Origin of the sequence: Alcanivorax sp. 1008 (assembly GCF_020667895.1) — a bacterium.
Lineage (GTDB): Bacteria > Pseudomonadota > Gammaproteobacteria > Pseudomonadales > Alcanivoracaceae > PGZG01.
The window spans coordinates 269,333-291,692 of record NZ_JAFMPS010000002.1 but is presented as its reverse complement, the minus strand read 5'-3'; the positions used below and the strand labels follow the sequence as shown (position 1 = coordinate 291,692).

Sequence of the window (22,360 nt, the reverse complement as noted above, 5' to 3'; positions counted from 1 at the left end):
CGCATGGCGCCCCTTTGTTTATCCAGATTTTATCCAGCCAGAGATCCTGACCAGATTTCCTGTTCACAGCGCCTGCACGCCACCGCTTGTTAAGGTGCCGTCGCGATAGTCACGCAGCGCTTGATCAATTTCCGCCGCAGTATTCATCACGAAAGGACCATATTGGGCCACTGGCTCATTTAGTGGCCGCCCGGCGATAAGCAGGAATCTTCCGCCTTGGGCTCCGGCTGTTACTTCCAGCGTGTCGCCACTGCCAAGTAGTGCCGCCGCATGGGTGGGTATGTCTTTGCCATCACTTTGTAGCGTCCCCTCAAATACATAGATAAATGCATTGTGGCTGCTTGCCACCGGCAAGCTAAGGGACTGACTGGCGGCTAGCTCTACATCCATATAAACAGGCTCAGTGCCACCGGCCTGAATTGGTCCGCTATACTTATGGTTGGCGATCTCCAGAGTGCCGGCAATCATCTTGATGCGCACCCCCGGAAGAGGTTCCTGCCATGGCATGCTTGCCGCAGGGACATCGCGGTAGGCCGCTGGTTTCATTTTGTCTTTGGCCGGTAGATTCAACCAAAGCTGAAAGCCGCGCATTCGTCCTTCTTTCTGCTGCGGCATTTCCGAGTGGATTATGCCGCGACCACAGGTCATCCACTGCACGTCGCCGGGTCGCAGATCACCACGGTTGCCCATGTGATCTTCATGCAGCATATGGCCGTCCAGCATGTAAGTGACGGTCTCAAAGCCGCGATGCGGATGAGATGGGAAGCCGGCAATATAGTCATCGGCCTTATCGCTGGAGAACTCATCCAGCATCAAAAATGGATCAAGCCGGGCAAATTGGGATTGCCCCAGCGTGCGGCGTAGTTTTACGCCAGCTCCATCACTGGTGTTCATGCCGGGAATGATGCGAGCAAGTGTGCGTGTGGTCATGTCCCCATCTCCTTATTTGGCCGGTGTGCTGGTTTGCCGATTGTGCGGCGCTGAGTAATCGATCTGTGGGCCAAGTGGCACTACCCGCGACGGATTAATGGTCGGGTGGCTGCGGTAGTAATGGTGCTTGATATGCATCAGGTTAACCGTATCGGCGATGCCCGGCTGCTGATACAGGTCGCGCAAATAGTTGCTCAATGCCGGGTAGTCGGCAATGCGTCGAAGGTTGCACTTGAAGTGGCCCACATACACCGGGTCAAAGCGAACCAGTGTGGTAAACAAGCGCCAGTCTGCTTCGGTAATCTGATCGCCCACCAGCCAGCGTTGTTTCGTCAGCCGTGCTTCCAGCCAATCCAGTTCAGCAAACAATTCCTGTACTGCTTTTTCGTATGCACTTTGTCGGGTAGCAAAGCCCGCTTTGTAGACTCCGTTATTCACCCGGTCGTAGACCCGTGCATTTACCTCATCAATTTGCTGACTAAGTGCTTGCGGGTAGTAGTCACCTTCTTTTGCGCCAATGCCATCAAAAGCACTGTTCAGCATGCGGATAATGTCTGCGGATTCATTACTGACAATGGTTTGCTGTTGCTTGTCCCACAGCACTGGCACGGTTACCCGACCGGAATAATCGGGATTCGCTTTCAGGTACAGCTCATACAGATAAGCTAGCCCGTACAGTTCATCACCGGTCGCGTCGGGAAAGTCGGTATCCAGCGGCCAGCCATTCTCCAACATCAACGGGTTGACCACCGATACGCCAATCATATGTTGCAGGCCTTTAAGCTCGCGCATGATGAGCGTGCGATGGGCCCATGGGCACGCCAGCGATACATAAAGGTGGTAACGACCGCCTTCAGCCTGGAAGCCTGCCTTGCCGTCGGGGCCGGCGCTGCCATCGGCCGTTACCCAATTGCGAAACTGGGCTGCCGAGCGCTCAAAGTGGCCACCGGTGCTATCGGTGTCATACCACTTGTCTTGCCACTGTCCCTTTACAAGTAATCCCATGATGTCCTCCGGTGGCGGTCTGCAAGGCAGGCCCTATTTCGTTCAGGCTGCGGAGCCACTACTTTCCAAAAGTGTTTCGATTTCGGCGTGAGCACCTTGTAGTGCTTTAGCCTTGGCATCGTCGCCCATGTTAACGCCCTCGGCGAAAACGAATTGGACGTCGGTCAAGCCGATAAAACTGAAGAACTGACGCACGAAAGGCTCCTGATGGTCATTTGGGGTGTTGGCATAGATGCCACCGCGGGCCGCAAATACTCGCACCGGCTTATTGTCCAGCAGGCCAACCGGGCCGGTATCCGTGTACTTGAAGGTAATGCCGGCGCGAGCAATGTTGTCGACCCAGGCTTTGAACTGGGATGGCACGCCAAAGTTATACATTGGCAGGCCGATCACCACGATATCTGCGCTACGCAGCTCTGCAATCAGGGCGTCAGACTCTTCAACGTGCCCTTGCTGTTCCGCAGTGCGCTGCTCTGCAGGGGTAAAGAAAGCCCCTACTCGGCTGCTATCCAGATGCGCCAGAGGCTGTTCGGTGAGGTTGCGCAGGACAACCTGGCCTTGTGGATTGGCGGCTTGCCAGCGCTGGATAAAGGCGTTGGACAGCTGGCTGCTGTTGCCGTTATCGCCAAAGATGCTGGTACTGATATGGAGAAGCGTTGCCATGGTGAGGTCCTCGCAGGCTGACTGGATAAGATGGCTCCAGTATCAGATCTGGCATTCAGATGAAAAACCGCATAATTTGGCGCTATTAAATCAAATAAACTGATGTTTGGGAGTGGTTCATGGACTTGAAGGTGTCTTTGGAGCAGTGGCGAGCATTGCTTGCGGTGGTTGACGCGGGCGGCTATGCGCCTGCGGCAGAGGCGCTAGACAAGAGTCAGTCAGCGGTCAGCTATGCCATCCAAAAGCTGGAAACGGCGCTGCAGGTGAGGGTGTTCAAGCTCGAGGGGCGGCGTGCGGTATTGACCGAGGCCGGTGAGATTCTTTACCGCCGGGCCCAGGCGCTGGTGGAAGAGGCGAGCAGGCTGGAGTTGTCGGCGGAGACCCTGTCTCAGGGTGTTGAGGCCCAATTGTATATTGCTGTGGATGCGATTTTCCCGATGTGGCTCCTGTTGAAGTGCCTCGACAGATTCGCTGCCGAGTTTCCTGACATTCGGGTGGAGCTGCTGGAAACCGTACTCAGCGGCACCGATGAAACCCTGCTGCAGCATCAAGTGGATCTGGCCATTACTCCCAGAGTGCCACCGGGGTTTATTGGTGATGCGGTGATGCGCGCCCGCTTTGTTGCCGTGGCGCACCCGGATCATCCCCTTCATCATCTTGGTCGACCGTTAGTGTTTCAGGATTTGCGCCGCCACCGACAATTAGTGGTACGTGACTCCGGTAGTCGGCGTATGGATGCTGGCTGGCTTGGTGCCGAGCAACGCTGGACCGTCAGCCATCTAAGTACTTCTATTCGCGCGGCTGCCATGGGCCTCGGGTTTGCCTGGTACCCGGAAGAAAAAATCCGCGATGAATTGGCCAATGGCACATTGAAGCGCCTCATCATGGAAGAGGGTGAGGAACGTTTTGCTGATCTATATCTGGTATATGCGGAGGCCAATTATGCTGGCCCGGCTGCCCGTCGTTTGGGGGATATTTTGAAGCGCTCCTGTGCTGAGCTGTGCAACAAAAAGGCCTGAGCGGTTTCCCGCCAGGCCTTTTGTAAAGCAGGGCAGTGTCAGAGTTCGATTACATCAATCTCATATACGGTGGTGGTGCCGCTGACTTCATTTCCGACTATCAGCAGCGGCTTGCCAGAAGGGCTCTGTTTTGCGCCAACGAAGGTAAGTCCTTCTGGCGCCAAGTCTCCGGAAGTGCCGAGCGAGGGGTCACCGCTGAAGTCGCGATTGTTAATGTATTGGACGAACTGCGGCGCTTGCGGGTTGCTGATGTTGTAAACCATGATGCCGCCGACTCGCTCAAGGCCAATAAATGCAAACGTTTGGCCGTTAATATTGCCGAGAGCCAAACCTTCTGGCTCTGGCCCTTTGTCATCCGAGCGCGAGTCAAAATCGTTTTCGTCATTGTTGGAGTTAAAAAATTCGCCATTGCGAGCTGCAGTAATACGCTCGAAATCGTTACCACTATCGAACACCAGGGTGCCGTCGGCAGCGCGGATCGAGAATGAGCGGGCTCCATAGGCATAAAGCGCATCGTACTCACAATCCACTTCCGGGTCAGTTGTTAGCAAGGACGGATCACAGCCGTTGCTGACCCCTAGAGTGCTAGTGACATTCAGGCGGCCAAGATCTTCGTCCGCCTGAATGCCGGCGGCGCCAATGTCATCGGTCAGCACCATATCCTTGACTCGAATCTCCTCCGACCACGTGTCGTAATCACGAGCATCGCCTTCGTTGGCGGTGACAATATAGGTTTCACCGTTGAATGAGTAAGAGGCGATGGTGTCCGGCTGGTACATGCCGAACACGGGCCAGTTGCGGATATTGATACGGTCATCACGATTGCTGGCATCAAGCTCATTACCGAAGATGCGGTGATCCTTGAAACCCAGCGGTACGATGCTATCAACCGTTGCATTATCAATATCGATGATGGCGATGGCATTGTTTTCCTGCAGCGAAGCCCACGCTGTGCTGCCATCTTCAGATATCGCAATATACTCAGGTTCCAGGTCCTGAGCGACGCTGGCCCCTGGTCCAAAGATGCGTACGCCGCTGCTGATCAGGGAGGTCTTCTGGGTATTGAAGCTAGTGAACGATGCGGTATTGACCGTCAGGTTATCAACACCATCGGTGATATCGATGATGCTAACCGAGCCCTCTGGGTCGACGCTGTAATCGTCATTCGGCTCGCCCTCATTGGCCACCAGGACCTTATTTCCATCCGGAGTAAAGGCAAGCATATCGGGCAGTGCTCCTACCGTGGCTTCTCCAACTTTGGCAAAACTGGTGGAGTTGTAGAAAACTACCTTGCCTGGATCAGTTTTCGTGTTGGCCTCAATAGCTACCGCCACTAGCTTGCTGCTGACGGCAACACTATTGGCAACTCCGCCTTCGGCGGTGGCATCAATCGTGCTCATCAGTGATGGCATGCTCGGGTCCGACATATCCAGCACGTCGACGGTAATATCATTTGCATTAACTACAAACAGTCGATGCTGGCGAGCATCATAAGCAACAATTTCAGCAGCGGATTCGTCAAAGAAGTTGGCCGGATTGCCGGGTGGCGTATAGGTGCCAGCGACTTTTAGTTGCAGCAGGGTTGCGCTGGTTCCGTTGCTTCCATCGTCGCCTCCGCAGGCGCTCAGACTGGCGGCAATGGCTAGTGCAGAAAGAGTGTATTTCAGATTCATGGGTGGCCCCTGATATGGCAGTGAAATCAATGCATCAGGGTAGAAGTGGATTGTGACAGGTCAGCGGCGAAGATATGACAGAGGGATAACAGTTTTATTTCCTGGCGGCCCGCTGGAAAACAACGAAACTGTAATCGTAGGGATTCGGGCCTTCTGCTTTGAAATCCTGCCGTCCCGCTTCCTGCCACAGCGCCGTATCGTAGTCAGGGAAAAATGCATCGCCGTCTACGTTCGCATGTACTTCGGTGATATACAGCACATCTGCGCGCGGCAGTGCTTCGGCATAAATCTGCGCGCCACCAATCACCACCACCTCATCAACGCCATCAATAAGGGCAATGCTCTCGGCCAGACCAATGGCGTCATCCAGACTGGCAACGACCTTTGCGCCGTCGGCAACATAACCCGACTGGCGGCTGATGACGATATTGGCGCGGCCCGGCAATGGCCCTTTCAGCGACTCCCAGGTTTTCCGCCCCATGATAATCGGCTTGCCGAAAGTCGCCTGCTTGAAATACTTCAGGTCGCCGGGCAGGTACCAGGGCAGTTTGTTGTCACGGCCGATACAGCCGTTGGCGGCTTTGGCAACAATCAGCGACAGCATCATATGGCCACCGGCGCCTTGATGTGCGGGTGTGGGTCATAGCCTTCAAGGGAAAAATCTTCAAAGCGGAAGGCAAAAAGATCCTTAACTTGCGGATTAATTCTCATCACCGGTAGTGGGCGGGGCTCGCGGCTCAGCTGCAGTTCAGTTTGCTCCATATGATTGCTGTATAGGTGGGCGTCGCCGAGGGTATGTACGAAGTCACCCGGCTGCAAGCCACATACCTGCGCCATCATCATGGTGAGCAGAGCATAGGACGCGATGTTGAACGGCACCCCAAGGAAGATATCGCCACTACGCTGATAAAGCTGACAGGAGAGCTTGCCATCGGCCACATAAAACTGGAACAAACAGTGACATGGCGGCAGTGCCTGCCGGCCCTGCTCGGCGTTTTTGTCTGGGCTTAACGCTGGATCCGGCAGCACCGCCGGATTCCACGCGGAAACAACCAGACGGCGTGAATCAGGATTACGTTTAATCTCTGCGAGAATCTCACTGATCTGGTCAATCACTCGTCCATCATGGGTTTTCCAGCTACGCCACTGTTCGCCATAGACTGGACCGAGTTCCCCATCTTCAGTGGCCCACTCATCCCAGATTGATACACCGTTTTCTTTTAGATAACGGATATTGGTATCGCCGGATAGAAACCACAGCAGTTCGTGAATAATTGATTTCAGGTGCAGTTTTTTGGTCGTCAGCATTGGAAATCCTTCGCTGAGATCAAAGCGCATCTGGTAACCGAACACGGCGCGGGTGCCGGTGCCGGTGCGATCACTCTTGACCACCCCGTTATCGCGGACGTGGCGCAGCAGGTCGTGGTATTGCTTCATGGGTTGGCTCCCTGTTTGCGATAGCCCCAGACCATCAAGCCGGCACCGACAAAAATCATCGGCACGCTGAGCAGCATGCCCATGGTTAGCCAGTTGCCCACTAGATAGCCGATATGGGCGTCCGGTTCGCGGAAGAATTCAGCGCCAATGCGAGCGCAGCCATAGCCGATACCAAATAGGCCGGTGACCGCTGCGGCAGGACGGGGTTTGCGTGAATAAATCCATAGCAGAGCAAATAGTGCAACGCCTTCAAAGGCAAACTGGTACAGCTGTGATGGGTGGCGAACCAGCTGCAACGGGTCGCCTGGAAACACCATGCCCCATGACACATCCGTTGGTCTGCCCCACAGTTCGCCATTGATAAAGTTGCCGATACGGCCAGTGGCCAGACCGACCGGCACCATCGGTACGATAAAGTCAGCAACGGTGAAATAGCTCTTGCCGGTTTTGCGTTTGAAGTACCAGAAGGCGGTTAGTACGCCAAGCATGCCGCCGTGGAAAGACATGCCGCCCTGCTGCAATTTAACGATCCACAGCGGATCACTCAGCCACTGATCCAGACCGTAGAAAAGACCATAGCCGAGCCGTCCGCCGATGATCACGCCGACCGCACCGTAGAAAATCAGATCACCCACCTGCTCGCGGGTGAAAGGGCTGCCAGGCTTGCCGGCCCGCCAACTGCCCAGCAGCCAGGCGCCGGTGAAGCCGAGCAGGTAGGTCAGGCCATACCAGTGAACGGATAAGGGGCCAATTGAGAAAGCAACGGGATCAATCTGCGGAAAAGTCATAGCACCAATTTGAGTCCGATCAGAAACAGGGCGCCGGCAAATATACGCTTGAGTGTCGTCGCCGGCAGTCGGTGAGCCAGCCTGGCACCGAGCCGGGCTAGCGGGAAGCTGGTCAGCACTATACCTGCCGCGGCAGGGAGATACACGAAGCCAAGGCTTCCGTTGGGTAACTCCGGATGGTGCCAGCCGGCCACCACAAAGCCAATGCCGCCGCCAACAGCAATGGGCAGGCCACACACCGCCGAAATGGCTACGGCTTGCTGCATGCGCATCCCGCAGGCACTTAGAAACGGCACAGTCAGTGAGCCGCCACCAATGCCAAACATGGCTGATACTGTGCCAATGGCACTCCCGGCCAGCGCCAGTGCTCCACGGCCCGGCAGGCGCTCGTTCTCCCCATTGGCTAGACGGCCACTGCTCAGCGCCATCTGTACAGCGATCAGCATGGCAAAAATGCCGAACAACCTGCCTAACATGGCGCTACTGATGGCACTGGCGAAAAAGGCGCCGGCGAAGGCGCCGAGAAGAATGCCCGCGGATATGGGCAGGGCCACTGGCCAGCGCACCGCGCCAAGCCCTTGGTGAGTGAGGATGGCGCTGATCGAGGTGGCTGCTATGGTAGCCAGAGAGGTGGCGACGGCCAGCTGAGCTGTGATCGCGGCGGGAAAGTCCATCAGCGGGAAGATCATCAGCAGGGCAGGAACAATCACCACGCCGCCGCCCAGGCCAAGCGTGCCTGCCAACAGCCCGGCAACAATGCCAAGGGCAAGAAACAGGATTAGGATTTCAAGCACGGCAAGAACCTCAGCTACACTGCGCCGGTATGCTATCCCAGAAGTCCGGCCGGGTCTGCCCGGCACTGCAGGAGTGGGTCTGATTCATGTGTATCGTGTTGTTCGCTTGGCAAGTTCATGACAAACATCCGCTGCTGGTGGCGGCCAATCGTGATGAGTTCCATCACCGCCCGGCTGAGGCAGCTCGCTGGCGTGGAGATCTGCTGTGCGGCCTCGATCTGGCGGCCGGTGGCACCTGGCTGGGTGTTAGCCGTGCAGGCCGCTTTGCCGCAGTAACCAATTATCGCGAGCCAATTGCCGATCGGCTGCCCGGTAATCGATCCCGTGGCATGTTGCCGATGGGCTTTTTGGAGAGTGAGTTGGCGCCGCTGGAGTATCTTCAGGGGCTGCAGGCGGACCAGCACGAGTATGGCGGCTTTAATCTTCTGGTCAGTAATGGTCGGGAGCTGGCCTGGATGAGTAACCGTGGAGCCGAGCCCCAGCTGGTTGCGCCGGGAATTCATGCGTTAAGCAATGGCCAGCTGGACACAGACTGGCCGAAGGCTCAGCGTGGCCAGGCTCTACTGCGGCAGGTGGTCGCGAATGGCACGGGGGCAGTGGAGCCCGAGCGGCTGCTACAAATTCTCGAAGACGACAGTCTGCCGGATGACGACGCCTTGCCAGATACGGGTGTAGGTCTGGAGATGGAGCGCTTGGTGGCGCCGATTTTCATTCAGTCGGCGGCCTACGGCACCAGGGCCAGTACGGCGGTGATCCAGCATGCGGATGGCCGTTTCGATTTTGCTGAGCAGCGCTGGCAGCCGGGTGGCGGCCGGGCTGGCGACCCCAGTCGATTCGATTGATGGGGCTATCCCAACTAAAGGTAATAAACTTCTGCGTTTTTATTATTTCTGGTTTGGCTCCCGGTACGTAAACTAGGCGCCTCTCCTGATTCCGGGACCATACCGATGGACTGGCAAGGCTGGCTAACGATCTTTATCACCGCGGGTGTATTTATCACCCTGGTGAGCTCATCCCGACTGGGGCCGGACCTGGTGCTGATGGGCGCATTGCTGTTGTTAAGTATCAGCGGCGTGCTTAATCCTCAGGAGGCACTGTCCGGGTTCAGTAACAGCGGCCTGATTACCGTGGCGGCCATGTTTGTGGTGGCGGCGGGCATCCGCGCCTCCGGTGGGGTTGATCTGGTGGTGAACCGGATTCTCGGCAGGCCGAAAGGTGAGCGTGCGGCCATGGTGCGGTTGGCGGCGCCGGTGATTGCCCTGTCTGGTTTTCTTAATAACACTCCGGTGGTGGCCACCATGATTCCGGCGGTGACTCGCTGGGCCAAGCAGTTAAATCTGCCCGCTTCCTCGTTAATGATTCCGCTTAGCTACGCCTCAATTCTGGGCGGCACCCTGACGCTGATCGGTACCAGTACCAATCTGGTGGTCAACGGTCAGTACCAGACGCTTACCGGCAAGGCAGGCTTCGGACTTTTTGATATCACTGTGGTGGGTTTGGTCGCTGCTGTTGCCGGTATTACCTTTCTGCTTCTGGCAGGGCCACGGCTGTTACCGGCGCGGCGCAGTCCGGATGAAACCTTTGCCGATATGCGCAGTTTTACTTTTGAGGTGGCAGTGGCCACTGACGGCCCACTGGTTGGCAAGTCGATTGTCGAGGCAGGACTGCGGCATTTACAGCGTATATATCTGGCTGAAATCGAACGTCATGGCAGTGTGATTACTGCGGTGGCGCCGGATGAAATACTTCAGGGCGGTGATCGTCTGGTTTTTGTTGGTGAAACCGAAGCGATTATTGACGTATTGAGAATCAACGGGTTGGTGCCTTCCGTTGGCCGCCAGCCGGTTATTGAGCGCAACGTGCCAGAGCGAAAACTGGTTGAAGCGGTGGTTGCCCCAGGCTGCGAAGGAGTGGGGAAAACAATCAAGGATGCCCGCTTCCGTGACCGCTACGGAGCGGTGGTGCTGGCGGTGGCCCGCAATGGTGAACACATAAAAGGTCGACTCAGTTCCATCATTTTGCAGCCGGGTGATGTGTTGCTACTGGAGGCGCGCCAGGCATTCGTTAGTCGGCAAAAATACTCCCGCGACTTTCTGTTGATCAATGAGCTTGATGAGGAGCGTCCAGACCATAGCCGGGCATTGCTGTCATGGAGCATTCTGGGTGGCTTGGTAATGCTGGCGGCATTTGGCGTGACCAGCATGCTGAACGCGGCCCTGCTCGGTGCTGGCACCATGATTATGACCCGCTGCGTATCTGTGGCTGAGGCTAAACGCAGTCTTGATCTGACCGTGATTATCACTATTGCTGCCAGTTTTTCCATTGGTGCGGCGCTGCAGAAAACCGGTGCTGCACAGTACCTCGGTGAGGGCATTCTTGGGGTGGCCGGGGATAATCCGATCCTGCTGCTGGTGCTTACCTATCTGGCCGTATCGTTGCTAACGGAAACCATTACTAACAATGCTGCGGCGCTGATTATGCTGCCCATAGTGCTCGCCATTACCTCGGCGCTGGGTCTCAATGAAGGGCCGTTTGTTCTGGCCGTGATGATGGCGGCCTCTGCCAGCTTTGCAACTCCGCTGGGCTATCAGACCAATTTGATGGTGTATGGCCCCGGTGGCTATCGATTCAGTGACTTTCTGCGCATCGGTGTGCCCATGAATATCGTTGTTGGATCAGCAACCATTGCTGCGATCACTGTTTTCTGGCCACTGTCCAGCTGAATAAAATTGATTCAGCTGAGCAGCACGGTGATTTAATATGGCAGCCGGTCGACATGGGGTGGCCGGGATATCTTCTAGTAAATTAATAAAAGGGATGAGAGTAATGAGAAAAAAATTTATGGCGGCTTGCGTTGCCGCCACGGTGGGGTTGTCGGGCTGTGCGAGCATTCTTAGTGAGTCCAGGTATCCGGTTAGTATTAATAGTAATACTCCGGACGCGGTGGTAGTGGTCAAGAATCGTAGCGGTGTTGAAATGCACCGTGCGACTACTCCCGCCATGGTTACTTTGCCCGCCGGAGATGGTTTTTTCCGCAAGGCTAAATACACCATGGAGTTTGAGAAAGATGGATATGTTGGCTCCACCCAGAATCTTGAGCCATCTATGGACGGCTGGTATGTCGGCAATATTCTTTTTGGTGGTCTGATCGGTCTTTTAATAGTTGACCCGGCTACGGGGGCTATGTGGAAGTTGCCTGAGATGGCACATGGCAGCTTGGTTTTAGATCCGCAGTATCAAGCGGCGGAAGATCAAGGTGCCGAAGCTCAAGGCAAGTCAGCAGTTGATCGGCTACGCGACATAAAAGATTTGCATGACAATGGCATCCTCTCTACTGAGGAATATGAGGCTAAGAAAGCCGAGCTATTGGAGGAAATCTGATTTGCAGCGCCCCACCGGATTATTGGCTGGGGCGCTGTTAGTTGGCAGCAAGCATTTACACCGCACGCCGATGGCTGATCAGATCGCCTAGTCCTGCCTTGTCCAGCTGCAGGCCGATGTAAGACGCAATAACTTCGCCATTGTCCATGGCCAGTACTTCGAAGAGGAGTTTGCGTGCTGCAGTAATTTTCATCTTTCGGATCGCTGCCTTGACCCGCAAAAGGTGAGAGGCATTCATGCTCAGGGTGTCGACTCCCATAGCCATCAACATTAGCGCTGATGCCGGGTCGCCTGCCATTTCTCCACACACCGAAACAGGTTTGCCTTCAGCGTGGGCGTGCTCAATAACATGAATGATGGCCTGCAGCACGGCTGGATGCCAGGAGTTGTACAGTGCGGCGACCTGCCTGTTGTTGCGGTCTACCGCTAGCAGATACTGAGTAAGATCGTTGGTGCCGATGGAAAGAAAGTCCACTCGCTGGGCGAGCGCGCGTGCCTGATAAACCGCAGCCGGTACTTCAATCATTACGCCAACGGGAGGCATCACCACATCAAAGCCTTCGCCACGCACTTCCAGCCAGGCGCGATGGATAAGATGTTGTGCTTCCTCCACTTCGAAAACCGTCGTCACCATCGGCAGCATGATGCGCAGATTATTCAGGCCTTCACTGGCCTTCAGCATGGCGCGGATCTGCACCATGAAAATTTCCGGGTGGTCGAGGGTCAAGCGGATACCACGCCAGCCCAGGAACGGGTTCTCCTCTTCGATGGGAAAGTAGGGTAGCTCCTTGTCACCGCCAACATCCAGGGTGCGCATGGTGACAGGGTGCGGAGCAAAAGCCTCGAGCTGCTCACGGTAGATGATCTTCTGTTCATCTTCGGAGGGAAAGCGGTCGCGAACCATAAAAGGAATTTCTGTTCGGTATAACCCTACGCCTTCGGCGCCCCGCTCCAGTGAACGTGAGATGTCTGTCATCAGGCCGGTGTTGACCATGATGTCGATGCGCTTGCCATCTTCGGTTTCTGCCGGCAAGTCGCGCAGCTTTTCTAGTCCGGCAAGCAGGCTCTTTTCTTCCAGGATGATGGCTTCAAACTGGTGCTTCAGTTCGCTATTGGCGTTGGCAATCAGCCGTCCCTTGAAGCCATCGACAATGACCTCGCGGCCATCGAGCTGTTTTAGCGGTAAGCCGGCAGCCCCCACCACCGTGGGGATGCCCATGGAGCGAGCGACAATAGCCATATGCGAGTTGCGCGAACCGCGGCTGGTGGCAATGCCGACAATGTTTTCTCTCGGTACCTCCATCAGCATGGCCGTGGTGATTTCCTCGCCAACCAGAACCGTCTCGTCGGGGTATTCCACCTCGCGGCGCTGATCGCTTTGCAGATGTGCCAATACCCGGCGACCGATATCACGGACATCCGCGGCCCGTTCGCGCAGATAGCTGTCATCCATTAATTCAAAGTTGCGCACATGCTCGTCAATGACCATGCGCAAGGCACCCTGGGCCCATTGGCCAGCACGGATTTTTTCTACCACTTCGCCGGGCAGGGCATGACGGTCAAGCATGCGCAGATAGACTTCAAACAGTGCCTGCTCTTCGCGACCCAGACTGCGGCTAGCTCTTTCAGCCAATGCCCTGACTTCGTGGCGAGCCTTGACCAGAGCGTTGTCCAGCAGGGCGATTTCCGCGTTGATATCCTCGGCTTCCCGGTCTGGTACGGAGGACAGGTCCGCGGAGGGGTAAACCCGGATGGCAATCCCGATGGCTGCACCTTGAGCGCCGGGCAGGCCATCAAAGAAAGCCGGCTCAGGTTCACCGCCGCTAGTGCTATCGGTGGTCAGGTCGCCAGTGGCGCGGGCATGGGCCACCACAGCGGAAAGCTGGGCCGATATGGTCACCAGGAAGGCTTCTTCACTCTGGTCAAAGCGGCGGCTGTCACGCTGCTGCACTACCAGCACACCGAGTACTTCACCCTGATGCATCACTGGCACGCCAAGGAATGCGTGGAATGGATCTTCACCGGTTTCCGCCAGATAGAGGAACTTGGGGTGGGTGAAGGCGTCCTCGAGGTTAAGTGGTTCCTCGCGCTGGCCCACATGGCCCACCAGACCTTCGCTTACATCCAGACTGACATGGCCTACTGCTTCGGCTTTGAGGCCCTCCGAGGCCATCAGCACATAGCGCTGCCGGTCGCGGTTTAACAGGTAAATGGAGCAGACCTCCGTGCCCATGGCGTCACGCACGCGGCGCGCCATAAGGTCCAGAGCTGTACGCAGGTCGGTGGCGCTGTTGACCTCCTGAACAATGCGTCTCAGGGTATCAAGCACGCTCGTTCTCCCGTCGCAACTGGCGCATTGCCGGCGCCAGCTCCCGCAGTGCCCGCACATATACGCCGCGCTTGAACTGCACCACTTTGCGCACCGGATACCAATAGCTTACCCAGCGCCAATCGTTGAACTCGGGGCTGTCACTGGCGGCAAGGTCAATGGCGGACTCAGCGCTGATCAGTTTAAGCAGGAACCATTTCTGTCGCTGGCCAATACAGGATGGCTGGGAAGGGTAGCGTTTATTGCGCAGAAACCGCCGGGGTAGCCGATAGTTGAGCCAGCCCTCAGTGCAGGCCATCAACTCAACGTCATGTTGCTGCAGTCCCACTTCTTCATGGAGCTCGCGGTACAGGGTCTGCTCCGGGGTCTCGCCCGGCATCATGCCACCCTGTGGGAACTGCCAGGCATCCCGGTTGCCGACGCGCCGGCCCCAGAATACCTTGCCTTCCGGGCTCATCAGAATGATGCCCACGTTGAGCCGATAACCCTGTTCATCAATAATGCCGGACATTTCAACCGCCTTATAACTATCTGGCAATTAAACCTTGCTGGAGCCTGCTGTCGCAATGCGAACTGGCCGATAACCCCAATATTGTCGCCACAAATCATCGGAATCCTTTGATATGCTAGCCGCGGGGTACCGGTTACCAAGGAGAGTAGTGATGACGCTGGCGATTTTCGATTTGGACAATACGCTGATTGCTGGTGATTCAGATCATCTATGGGGCCAGTTTCTGGTAGAGCGTGGACTGGTCGATAGTCAGCAGTTCAAGGCTGCCAATGACCAGTTCTATCAGGATTATAAGGATGGCCGGCTGGATATTGAGGCGTATCTGCGTTTTGCCTTGCAGCCGTTGAGCGAGCATGCAATGTCTAACCTGATTGACTGGCGGAATGAGTTCCTTGCTGAAAAAATTGCGCCGATCATGTTGCCTGCGGCTGAGCGCCTGTTGCACAAGCATCGCGATCAAGGCGATACCCTGATGATTATTACGGCGACAAACGATTTTATTACTGGACCGATTGCCGAGCAGCTCGGCGTTGATCATTTGCTGGCCTCGCGTGCCCAGATGATTGGCAATCGTTACACCGGTGAGATTGACGGGGTGCCCTGTTTTCGCGACGGCAAGGTTCAGCGGCTGTATGAGTGGCTTGAGCAACACCATGAGGCGCTGCCTGGCAGTTGGTTTTACAGCGACTCGCATAACGACCTGCCGCTACTTCGTAAGGTTACTAATCCGGTGGCGGTGGATCCGGACCCGGTGCTTTTGCGTGAGGCCCAGATAGAGGGTTGGCAGGTTATTAGCCTGCGGGAGCAACAGGCATGAACCAGTGGCGCCTTACGCCGCTGCTGGCGGCGCTAGTGTTGAGCGGCTGTGATCAGGGTCCGACGGCGCCGCAGGAATCCTTTGCTCCAGTGGGCGAGAGGTCTGTGGAAAAAGTCGCCGTGGAGGCCTTGTTGCGTCAGGAGCAAACCGAAAGACTGCGTCGACTCAGTGCCAGCAGCCGGGTATTTCAGGATGCCATTAATGGACTGCTCGGCGACCCCGTTGATGAACGTTTGAATACCGCCAGAGAAGCCTGGACTCAGCTCTATCGCAGCTTCAATGAGGCTGTGGTTGTGCTGGCCTGTCGCGCTGCGGAATCACCGCAGCTGGCTACCATGCTGCAACGTGCCGATCCATTCCCCATCCTGCCCGGCTACATCGATGGCCTGCAGCAATGGCCAGACAGTGGCATCGTTAATGATGTCAGCCTGCCGCTCAGTCGTGAGTCCCTGTTGGGACAGCAGGGCATCAGTCTGCAGGAGGAAATCAGTGTTGGTTTTCAGGTCATCGGGTTCCTGCTGTTTGGTGAGCCAGATGCGCCGCGCACTGTGGCGGGCCTGAGGGCAGTTCATAAAGCACCGGAGGGCAGCCCGCTGGCAGTGGAAGAGCAGCCGGAGAATCGTCGTCGGGTATACCTCGGCTTGGCCAGCACGTTACTGGTGGAAGACTTGCTGGCCATGTCCGCGAATGCGGATCAGCTGGCACCGGTGGGTGCGGGTTGCCCGGTCGATGCACTGCGCCGCACTGCTGAGAGGATGATCCGGGTGGCAGGCATGGAGGATCGACAGTCTGTCGCCGGCGAATACTATTCCGCGCGGGCTCGTACCATTGCCATGGCTGGGTTACAGCAGGCCATGGCGCCTTGGCTGGAGCAGGATTCGGCACTAAGAGGCTGGTTAATGGAGAGTGGTGTGCAAGCTACTTTACCTGCGCCGTCTGCGGCTGGTGAGCCGGACATACTGTTGTTGCAGCAGTTGCATGCCGGGCTCAGCGCCGGGCGCTCGTTGTTGCAGTAGGGAGCTGTCGGGGAGGGGTGGCTTGGCCACCTCTCCCCGACCTCGCAGGGTCAGAAATTTAATCGGCCAAACACGCCAATCGAGTTGATGTCGTCGCCGAGCTGCAGATCCGCGCCAACGTTGACCTTCTCAGATACTTTGATCAGCGCTTCGCCATACAGGCCGATGTCGTTGTTATCGTACATTCTCATGGCGAAGACCCCACCCGAGAGTTCAATCTGATCACTGGTCTGGTGTCGTACGCCGCCAGCCATACGCAGGCCGGACTCGCTATCGCGATTGTTGCCGACCTCAACCCGGTCAAATAGCAGGTCACCGCTGACCACCAGATCCAGCCCCTGCTGCAGAGGGGTGTGGAAACCGAGGCCACCGCTGAGGCCAAGGCCATCATAATCAGCGGCGCCCACTTCCCCGTCATACAGGCTCAGGCCGCCGCGCAGGAAAAGGTGTTCGTCCAGAGCCCATGAAAGACGGCCGTAAAGTGCGTCGCGGTCGAAGCGGCGTCCCATATCCTGAAGATCGATGCCGAACTGGAAAAAGCTCCAATCGAAATTGTTGTCACGCACTGGGCTGGTCTGCGGTTGGGCAATGGCGGCACTGCTAATGGCGCTGACGAGCGGAATAACGAGAAAAAGCATGCTGCGTTTCATAAGCTCAATCCTTGCTGGTGGGACGAACAAGACCCGATCCTGCTGGCGAAGTTCCAGTCGGTATCGGGCAAAGTGGCAAAATGCCAAATTAGTCACAGGTCAGGGCTGGCCGGTTTGTTCTCTGGTCAGTCCGTAATAGCGGAACAGGAAAACATGTAGTACCGCCCCGGCCACCGCAGTCAGCAGGTCTAATATGATGCCGGCTGCCATATTGCTGCCGCTAAGGTTGGTGAGGATGGCGCCAGCCATGCCGCTGACGGCAAGTAGGCCGAGTAACATTGCCAGCCAGCCAGCGAGCATTTCCCACTGGGTTGCACGGGTGCGCAGTACGCTCTGTTTCAAGGCTTCCGCTGGGCCGGCTTTCTCCAGGGTGACGACAAAAGGGGCCATCGACAGGCGAATATAAATCCATGCGCCGGGAAGAATAAAAAGAAACAACCCCAGTGTGGCTCCCATCAGAACGGCAAGGTTGCACAGCAGCATGGCTGGCATGACGGCCAGTGCCAGCAGGGAGCACTCGCCAATGCCCCGCGCCTTGCCAGCGAGGATGGCTGCAAGCTGAACGATCAGAGCGGCTTCCGCAAAAGTGCGAATAATAAAAATAAGCGATAGCGTTGTGCCGTTAACGCTTATGGTTTCATCTGGCTGGGCGGTAAGGGGCGCGCCCAGAATCAGGGTCATCAGACTGGAAAGCAGCGAGAATGGAATCGCAATCAGGGCGATGGCTGGCAAGTTTCGCCACCAGAAGCTGAAGGTTTCTCGTAGTCGTTCAGAAAGCATGGCAAGAGTCGCGACGGAAAACGGAGAGGCAGTCTACCACCAGTACTTGCCCCAGTTCTCGGGGTTGGCCCAGAAACGGGAATTGTTCCATTCGCGACTGAAGTTGTAGCGGGCCAGGTCATAGCTGTACAGGGCCATTTCCCGGTCATCCTGACGGAACAAGGCGTCGCGGCGCATGCCCATGGCAAGGAAGCCGTTTGATGCCCAGCGCAGTGTCTGCGGCGCCAATTGCTGTTGATATAGAACCACCACCCGTTCCGTATGCAAGTTGCGCAATAAGCCAATCAGTTGGGCGCCGGATTCCCGGGTCATGTATTCCAGCTGATCGGCAATGATGGCCATATCAAAGCGTTGCAGCTTGGCGAGCGGTGTCACGGGGTCGCTTTCACTGAGAGTGTGCAGGCTGGCGCCGTGATGTTGACACCACTGTTCTATTTGCGGCACCGGGTTCAGGCTAATCAACAGCAGGGATGATGGCTGCACACTTTCGAGGATGGCTGCCAGAGCTGTCTGAGGTGTAGCGGCGGAAGCTGAGGAGCTAGTTGGCTGATTCATGCTTTTAGCATAGCGACATTTTTCCGGGAGTGCCGCCCCCACAGGAAAAACTCCTGCGCGGGCGGCCCGTTGCATGCTCAGCCGCCAAACAGCCCTTTGAAGAAGTAGAAGAACAGGATCGACAGGAATGCGCCGGCAGGCAGGGTCACCACCCAAGAGGTAAAGATGGTGCTGATCACTCTCAGATTCAGGGCGCTGATACCGCGGGCCATGCCCACGCCGAGGACCGCGCCGACCAGTGTATGAGTGGTCGACACCGGCACGCCGATACCTGAAGCCAGCACCACGGTGGAGGCGGCGGCCAGCTCTGCGGCAAAGCCCCGGCTTGGGGTGAGTTCAGTAATGCGTTTGCCAACCGTTTTCATAACCCGGCCACCAAGAATGGCGAGGCCGAAGACGATACCAACGGCACCAATCAGCAGGATCCAGTGTGGCATGGCTGACTTGCTGCCGATCTCGCCGCCGGAGGTTAGCACGCTATGGATGGCAGCCAGCGGTCCAACCGCATTGGCGACATCGTTGGAGCCGTGTGCAAAGGCCATGGCACAGGCGGTAAAAATCATCAGGATGGCAAATACTCGCTCCACCGAGGTAAAGCGAAAACCGCGGTTTTCTTCCGGGATTTCCTTTACCCGGGTTAGCAGGATGGCGCCAATAATGGCAATCAGCACGCCCAGTGCAACGGAGTAAAGTACGGCCTGAGCACCACTCAGATGCAGGCCAACATGCTTCAAGCCCTTGGTCATGGTAATCATGGCGACCATGAAGCCGGTCAGAAACATATAAAATGGCACGTAGCGTTTGGCTCGGGCGAACGGGTTCTCGGTGTCCAGAATGAGCTTCTGTACGCTTTTCACCAGGGCAAAGGCAATAAACCCGGCCAGTAGCGGCGAGGTTACCCAGGACAGCACGATATTGCCCATCTTGTCCCACTTCACAGCTTCCATGCCGATGCCAACGGCAGCAAAACCGACGATGGCGCCAATAATGGAATGAGTGGTAGAAACTGGCCAGCCATAGGCAGAGGCCACCGCCAGCCAAATGCCGGCGGCCAGTAGCGAGGCCATCATGCCGTAAATCAGTAGATGGGGGCTCTGCATGATGGACTCAGAGCTGACGATACCGCTGCGTATGGTCTCGGTGACCTCGCCGCCGGCCAGATAGGCGCCGGCGAATTCGAACACGATGGCAATCATAACCGCTTGTTTAACGGTCAGCGCCTTGGCGCCTACGGAGGTGCCCATGGCGTTGGCGACATCGTTGGCGCCCACGCCCCAAGCCATAAAGAAGCCGCACATGGCAGCCAGAATCAGAATCAGTGTGGTGTGCTCGACAAGCCATTCCATCGCTGCGGCCTCCTATCGGGCAACCAGAATTTGCAGGAAACCACCGACCTTTTGCGCCCGGTCAGCGAGATCCCCGACCCAGTCAACGATCTGATAGAGGAAAATCATGTCTACTGGAGGCCAGTCTTTCTCCAGAGTAAACAGGGTGCTGCGGATACGTATCTGCTGCTCGTCAGTGTCGCCTTCAATCCGATCCAGCTCTTCGAGCATACGCTCAATCAGCTTAACTACCTGGCCACCGAAGCCCGTCTCCACCAGTTCGTCCAGCTCATTGATGGCGGTCAGCGTTTGGGCGGAAGCATCAACGGCGCGGCGCACTAGTGCCAGCATGTCATCAGCGACCGCTGCCGGAATCTTCATCTCCCGGCCGAGCATCAGGCCTGCGATATCCTTGGCCTTGTTGGCCACCCGGTCCTGCATGCCGACCATATCCAGCAGGTCGCTGCGAGGCATGGGTAGAAAAAGACTGTTGGGCAGGTTTCGGCGGAACTCTCGTTTCAGGGTGTCGGCCTGATTTTCCAGCTCCTGAATACGCTGCTGGCATTCCCGGGCAAGCTGCCAATCATCAGCGACAACCGCCTCAAAGAACGGCACCAGGGCGGCGGTACAGGCTTGTACGGTTTCGTAGTGGGCTTGCAGGGGGGTAATGGGTGAGCGACCGAACAGGCCCGCTATAGAGCTGCCGAATGTCATGCTAGTGACTCCGCATTGTCATCTTATCGTCATAGTGCGGCGAGTATAGGGGGCACGGGCCAGCAAGTCATTCCTGATATGCGCCGGGGCTGACTCCGGGGCAGGCGCCGGGTACAGTGGGGTAAATAACTGGGAAGCAACCACGTTGAACAACCGTACTCCTGCCGGCAAGGCCGCAACCCACAAACCCGTGGACATGGATATTGATGTTCGCTGGGTTATGCGTGAGCTATTGGAAGAGGGCCGAGTCCCTCAGGAAGACTACAACGTTATCTCGACCACCCCGCGTGACAAGAAGGAGCTGGGCTGGCATCCCCTGCAGGTGGTGGCCAAGTACCAGCTGGCGGACAAGCTCCGCGGTGGCCGCATACTGGATATGGATTTCCTGTCTGAATGGTTGGCAGAGAAGTCAGGTTTGCCGCAGTTTCATGTGGATCCGCTGAAAATAAAGGTCGATCAGGTGACCACGGTGATGTCCTACGCGTTTGCCGAGCGACACGGCATCCTTGCTGTAGAGGTCTCCCGGGATAGCGTCACGGTGGCCTGCGACCAACCGTTCCGTCGCGACTGGGAAGATCACCTGCGCGCCACGCTGCGTGAGCGCGAGCTGAAAGTGGTGTTCGCCAACCCGGAAGATATGCAGCGTTACCGCATTGAGTTTTATAACCTCAGCCGCTCCATTGCAGGTGCTCGAGATCAGGGCGGCCAGTCGCTTAGTAATGTGACCAACTTCGAGCAATTACTAGAGCTTGGAGGTCGCGGCAATCTGGATGCTGAAGATCAGCATGTGGTCGCCATTGTAGACTGGATTCTGCAGTACGCCTTTAGCCAGCGGGCATCGGATATCCATCTGGAGCCGCGGCGGGATGTGGGCAAGATGCGCTTCCGTATTGATGGAGTGCTGCATGATGTTTACGAGCTGCCGGCGACAATTATGGCAGCAGTGGTGGCGCGTCTAAAAATTCTTGGTCGCTTGAATGTGGCAGAAAAGCGTCGCCCGCAGGACGGTCGACTGAAAACCCGAAATTCTGAAGGCGCAGAGATTGAACTGCGTTTGTCTACTTTGCCAACCGCCTTCGGCGAAAAAATGGTGATGCGGATCTTTGATCCGGACGTGCTAGTACGTTCTTTCGATCAGCTGGGCTTTAGCAAGGAAGATCACGAAGTCTGGCAGCGCATGACGCGCAGCACGCACGGCATTATTTTTGTTACCGGGCCGACCGGGTCGGGTAAAACAACCACCCTTTATTCAACCCTGAAGCAGCTCTCTACCTCTGAGGTAAATGTCTGCACCATTGAAGATCCGATTGAAATGGTGGAGCCAAGCTTTAATCAGATGCAAGTGCAGCACAATATTGATGTCGGCTTTGCGGACGGCGTCAAGGCGCTGCTGCGCCAGGATCCGGACATCATCATGATTGGTGAGATCCGTGATCTGGCGACTGCCGAGATGGCAGTGCAGGCGGCGCTTACTGGCCATCTGGTGCTTTCAACACTGCATACCAATGATGCGCCATCATCGATTACCCGACTGATTGATCTAGGCGTGCCCGCCTATCTGATCACATCCACGGTGATAGGTATTATGGCTCAGCGTCTGATACGCACCCTCTGTCCGGACTGCAAGCAGGAAGTGGCTACCGATGAGGTTGCATGGAATGAGCTGGTGCGGCCCTTCAAAATGAAAATGCCGGAAAAGGTTTGTCGTCCGGTGGGGTGTTTGGAATGTCGCGGTACAGGTTATCGCGGCCGTGTAGGCGTGTATGAAACTCTGCCGGTAACTGCGCCGTTGAAGTCGGTCATTCATCGCAATAATGATCTTGAGGCCATTACCCGGCAGGCATTGAAAAACGGCATGAAGCCACTGCGAATCAGTGGTGCATTAAAAGTCGCTCGCGGGCTGACTACAATTGAAGAGGTCATGCGAGTAACACCAATTCAAGATATCCTTTTTTAAAAACTGATTGTTAATT

General features: G+C 56.4%; 22 protein-coding genes. 7 read left to right on the top strand and 15 right to left on the bottom strand.

Features of this window, described 5'->3' with window-relative positions:
• Nucleotides 1-63 precede the first annotated feature (63 nt).
• Genes J1C54_RS04165 through J1C54_RS04155 form a run of 3 tightly spaced genes read right to left on the bottom strand, consistent with a single transcriptional unit; the run spans nt 64 to nt 2,598 of the window.
• Nucleotides 64-930 (bottom strand): pirin family protein, encoded by an 867-nt coding sequence (locus J1C54_RS04165; RefSeq protein ID WP_229144742.1) that lies wholly within the window; start codon nt 928-930, stop codon nt 64-66.
• A 12-nt stretch (nt 931-942) separates the two neighbouring features.
• Nucleotides 943-1,935, bottom strand: a complete 993-nt coding sequence (locus J1C54_RS04160; protein ID WP_229144741.1) for a glutathione S-transferase family protein — start codon at nt 1,933-1,935, stop codon at nt 943-945.
• A 42-nt stretch (nt 1,936-1,977) separates the two neighbouring features.
• Nucleotides 1,978-2,598 (bottom strand): FMN-dependent NADH-azoreductase, encoded by a 621-nt coding sequence (locus tag J1C54_RS04155; RefSeq protein WP_229144740.1) that lies wholly within the window; start codon nt 2,596-2,598, stop codon nt 1,978-1,980.
• 119 nt (nt 2,599-2,717) lie between these two features.
• On the opposite strand from J1C54_RS04155, the gene J1C54_RS04150 reads away from it, so the two are divergent.
• Nucleotides 2,718-3,617 carry a LysR family transcriptional regulator gene (locus J1C54_RS04150; protein WP_229144738.1) on the top strand — a complete coding sequence of 300 codons (900 nt, stop codon included), beginning with the start codon at nt 2,718-2,720 and terminating at the stop codon, nt 3,615-3,617.
• Between the two features lie 38 nt (nt 3,618-3,655).
• Here J1C54_RS04150 and J1C54_RS04145 read toward each other — a convergent pair whose 3' ends face one another.
• The 5 genes from J1C54_RS04145 to J1C54_RS04125 all read right to left on the bottom strand — a co-directional run bounded on the left by J1C54_RS04145 (nt 3,656) and on the right by J1C54_RS04125 (nt 8,309).
• Nucleotides 3,656-5,290, bottom strand: a complete 1,635-nt coding sequence (locus tag J1C54_RS04145) for a choice-of-anchor I family protein (protein ID WP_229144737.1) — start codon at nt 5,288-5,290, stop codon at nt 3,656-3,658.
• Between the two features lie 94 nt (nt 5,291-5,384).
• Entirely contained in the window at nt 5,385-5,897 is a 513-nt protein-coding gene (locus J1C54_RS04140; RefSeq protein WP_229144735.1) for a dihydrofolate reductase, read from the bottom strand.
• The gene (locus J1C54_RS04135) at nt 5,894-6,727 is read right to left on the bottom strand and encodes a thymidylate synthase (RefSeq protein WP_229144734.1); all 834 of its coding nucleotides are present in this window, start codon (nt 6,725-6,727) and stop codon (nt 5,894-5,896) included. The genes J1C54_RS04140 and J1C54_RS04135 overlap by 4 nt, the downstream gene beginning before the upstream one ends.
• Complete coding sequence (gene lgt, locus J1C54_RS04130) at nt 6,724-7,515, bottom strand: prolipoprotein diacylglyceryl transferase (RefSeq protein ID WP_229144733.1); 792 nt, start codon at nt 7,513-7,515, stop codon at nt 6,724-6,726. The genes J1C54_RS04135 and lgt overlap by 4 nt, the downstream gene beginning before the upstream one ends.
• Nucleotides 7,512-8,309 (bottom strand): sulfite exporter TauE/SafE family protein, encoded by a 798-nt coding sequence (locus J1C54_RS04125; protein WP_229144732.1) that lies wholly within the window; start codon nt 8,307-8,309, stop codon nt 7,512-7,514. The genes lgt and J1C54_RS04125 overlap by 4 nt, the downstream gene beginning before the upstream one ends.
• Before the next feature lie 86 nt (nt 8,310-8,395).
• On the opposite strand from J1C54_RS04125, the gene J1C54_RS04120 reads away from it, so the two are divergent.
• From J1C54_RS04120 to J1C54_RS04110, 3 genes are all read left to right on the top strand, one after another.
• Complete coding sequence (locus tag J1C54_RS04120) at nt 8,396-9,151, top strand: NRDE family protein (RefSeq protein WP_229144731.1); 756 nt, start codon at nt 8,396-8,398, stop codon at nt 9,149-9,151.
• A gap of 105 nt (nt 9,152-9,256) precedes the next feature.
• Entirely contained in the window at nt 9,257-11,032 is a 1,776-nt protein-coding gene (locus tag J1C54_RS04115) for an SLC13 family permease (RefSeq protein ID WP_229144730.1), read from the top strand.
• A 103-nt stretch (nt 11,033-11,135) separates the two neighbouring features.
• Nucleotides 11,136-11,690: an SHOCT domain-containing protein gene (locus J1C54_RS04110; protein ID WP_229144728.1), complete on the top strand. Its 555-nt coding sequence runs from the start codon at nt 11,136-11,138 to the stop codon at nt 11,688-11,690.
• Nucleotides 11,691-11,745: 55 nt separating this feature from the next.
• Here J1C54_RS04110 and ptsP read toward each other — a convergent pair whose 3' ends face one another.
• Both ptsP and J1C54_RS04100 read right to left on the bottom strand, forming a co-directional pair.
• Nucleotides 11,746-14,019, bottom strand: coding sequence for a phosphoenolpyruvate--protein phosphotransferase (gene ptsP, locus J1C54_RS04105; RefSeq protein ID WP_229144727.1), 2,274 nt, complete (start codon nt 14,017-14,019; stop codon nt 11,746-11,748).
• Complete coding sequence (locus J1C54_RS04100; RefSeq protein WP_370635612.1) at nt 14,012-14,521, bottom strand: RNA pyrophosphohydrolase; 510 nt, start codon at nt 14,519-14,521, stop codon at nt 14,012-14,014. Before J1C54_RS04100 ends, ptsP begins: the two co-directional genes overlap by 8 nt.
• A 160-nt stretch (nt 14,522-14,681) precedes the next feature.
• Here J1C54_RS04100 and J1C54_RS04095 point away from each other — a divergent pair, with 160 nt between their 5' ends.
• Nucleotides 14,682-15,347 (top strand): HAD family phosphatase, encoded by a 666-nt coding sequence (locus J1C54_RS04095; RefSeq protein WP_229144724.1) that lies wholly within the window; start codon nt 14,682-14,684, stop codon nt 15,345-15,347.
• Nucleotides 15,344-16,363: an imelysin family protein gene (locus J1C54_RS04090; RefSeq protein ID WP_229144722.1), complete on the top strand. Its 1,020-nt coding sequence runs from the start codon at nt 15,344-15,346 to the stop codon at nt 16,361-16,363. Before J1C54_RS04095 ends, J1C54_RS04090 begins: the two co-directional genes overlap by 4 nt.
• 50 nt (nt 16,364-16,413) lie before the next feature.
• Here the strand turns inward: J1C54_RS04090 and J1C54_RS04085 are convergent, their stop codons facing one another.
• The 5 genes from J1C54_RS04085 to J1C54_RS04065 form a co-directional block, all read right to left on the bottom strand.
• Complete coding sequence (locus J1C54_RS04085) at nt 16,414-17,013, bottom strand: hypothetical protein (protein WP_229144720.1); 600 nt, start codon at nt 17,011-17,013, stop codon at nt 16,414-16,416.
• 99 nt (nt 17,014-17,112) lie between these two features.
• Nucleotides 17,113-17,793 (bottom strand): YciC family protein, encoded by a 681-nt coding sequence (locus tag J1C54_RS04080; protein ID WP_229144718.1) that lies wholly within the window; start codon nt 17,791-17,793, stop codon nt 17,113-17,115.
• A 33-nt stretch (nt 17,794-17,826) separates the two neighbouring features.
• Nucleotides 17,827-18,390 carry a DUF6231 family protein gene (locus tag J1C54_RS04075; RefSeq protein WP_229144717.1) on the bottom strand — a complete coding sequence of 188 codons (564 nt, stop codon included), beginning with the start codon at nt 18,388-18,390 and terminating at the stop codon, nt 17,827-17,829.
• Nucleotides 18,391-18,425: 35 nt separating this feature from the next.
• The gene (locus J1C54_RS04070) at nt 18,426-19,694 is read right to left on the bottom strand and encodes an inorganic phosphate transporter (protein ID WP_229144715.1); all 1,269 of its coding nucleotides are present in this window, start codon (nt 19,692-19,694) and stop codon (nt 18,426-18,428) included.
• A gap of 12 nt (nt 19,695-19,706) precedes the next feature.
• A complete protein-coding gene (locus J1C54_RS04065; RefSeq protein ID WP_229144714.1) occupies nt 19,707-20,387 on the bottom strand; it encodes a TIGR00153 family protein in 681 nt (226 codons plus the stop codon).
• A 196-nt stretch (nt 20,388-20,583) separates the two neighbouring features.
• Here J1C54_RS04065 and J1C54_RS04060 point away from each other — a divergent pair, with 196 nt between their 5' ends.
• Nucleotides 20,584-22,344, top strand: coding sequence for a GspE/PulE family protein (locus J1C54_RS04060; RefSeq protein ID WP_229145524.1), 1,761 nt, complete (start codon nt 20,584-20,586; stop codon nt 22,342-22,344).
• Nucleotides 22,345-22,360: the final 16 nt, after the last annotated feature.

What these genes read in the sequence shown, in the direction of transcription:
- J1C54_RS04165 (WP_229144742.1), bottom strand. Translation starts at nt 930, where the DNA reads ATGACCACACGCACACTTGCTCGCATCATTCCCGGCATGAACACCAGT.
- J1C54_RS04160 (WP_229144741.1), bottom strand. Translation starts at nt 1,935, where the DNA reads ATGGGATTACTTGTAAAGGGACAGTGGCAAGACAAGTGGTATGACACC.
- J1C54_RS04155 (WP_229144740.1), bottom strand. Translation starts at nt 2,598, where the DNA reads ATGGCAACGCTTCTCCATATCAGTACCAGCATCTTTGGCGATAACGGC.
- J1C54_RS04150 (WP_229144738.1), top strand. Translation starts at nt 2,718, where the DNA reads ATGGACTTGAAGGTGTCTTTGGAGCAGTGGCGAGCATTGCTTGCGGTG.
- J1C54_RS04145 (WP_229144737.1), bottom strand. Translation starts at nt 5,290, where the DNA reads ATGAATCTGAAATACACTCTTTCTGCACTAGCCATTGCCGCCAGTCTG.
- J1C54_RS04140 (WP_229144735.1), bottom strand. Translation starts at nt 5,897, where the DNA reads ATGATGCTGTCGCTGATTGTTGCCAAAGCCGCCAACGGCTGTATCGGC.
- J1C54_RS04135 (WP_229144734.1), bottom strand. Translation starts at nt 6,727, where the DNA reads ATGAAGCAATACCACGACCTGCTGCGCCACGTCCGCGATAACGGGGTG.
- lgt (WP_229144733.1), bottom strand. Translation starts at nt 7,515, where the DNA reads ATGACTTTTCCGCAGATTGATCCCGTTGCTTTCTCAATTGGCCCCTTA.
- J1C54_RS04120 (WP_229144731.1), top strand. Translation starts at nt 8,396, where the DNA reads ATGTGTATCGTGTTGTTCGCTTGGCAAGTTCATGACAAACATCCGCTG.
- J1C54_RS04115 (WP_229144730.1), top strand. Translation starts at nt 9,257, where the DNA reads ATGGACTGGCAAGGCTGGCTAACGATCTTTATCACCGCGGGTGTATTT.
- J1C54_RS04110 (WP_229144728.1), top strand. Translation starts at nt 11,136, where the DNA reads ATGAGAAAAAAATTTATGGCGGCTTGCGTTGCCGCCACGGTGGGGTTG.
- J1C54_RS04095 (WP_229144724.1), top strand. Translation starts at nt 14,682, where the DNA reads ATGACGCTGGCGATTTTCGATTTGGACAATACGCTGATTGCTGGTGAT.
- J1C54_RS04090 (WP_229144722.1), top strand. Translation starts at nt 15,344, where the DNA reads ATGAACCAGTGGCGCCTTACGCCGCTGCTGGCGGCGCTAGTGTTGAGC.
- J1C54_RS04085 (WP_229144720.1), bottom strand. Translation starts at nt 17,013, where the DNA reads ATGAAACGCAGCATGCTTTTTCTCGTTATTCCGCTCGTCAGCGCCATT.
- J1C54_RS04080 (WP_229144718.1), bottom strand. Translation starts at nt 17,793, where the DNA reads ATGCTTTCTGAACGACTACGAGAAACCTTCAGCTTCTGGTGGCGAAAC.
- J1C54_RS04070 (WP_229144715.1), bottom strand. Translation starts at nt 19,694, where the DNA reads ATGGAATGGCTTGTCGAGCACACCACACTGATTCTGATTCTGGCTGCC.
- J1C54_RS04065 (WP_229144714.1), bottom strand. Translation starts at nt 20,387, where the DNA reads ATGACATTCGGCAGCTCTATAGCGGGCCTGTTCGGTCGCTCACCCATT.
- J1C54_RS04060 (WP_229145524.1), top strand. Translation starts at nt 20,584, where the DNA reads ATGGATATTGATGTTCGCTGGGTTATGCGTGAGCTATTGGAAGAGGGC.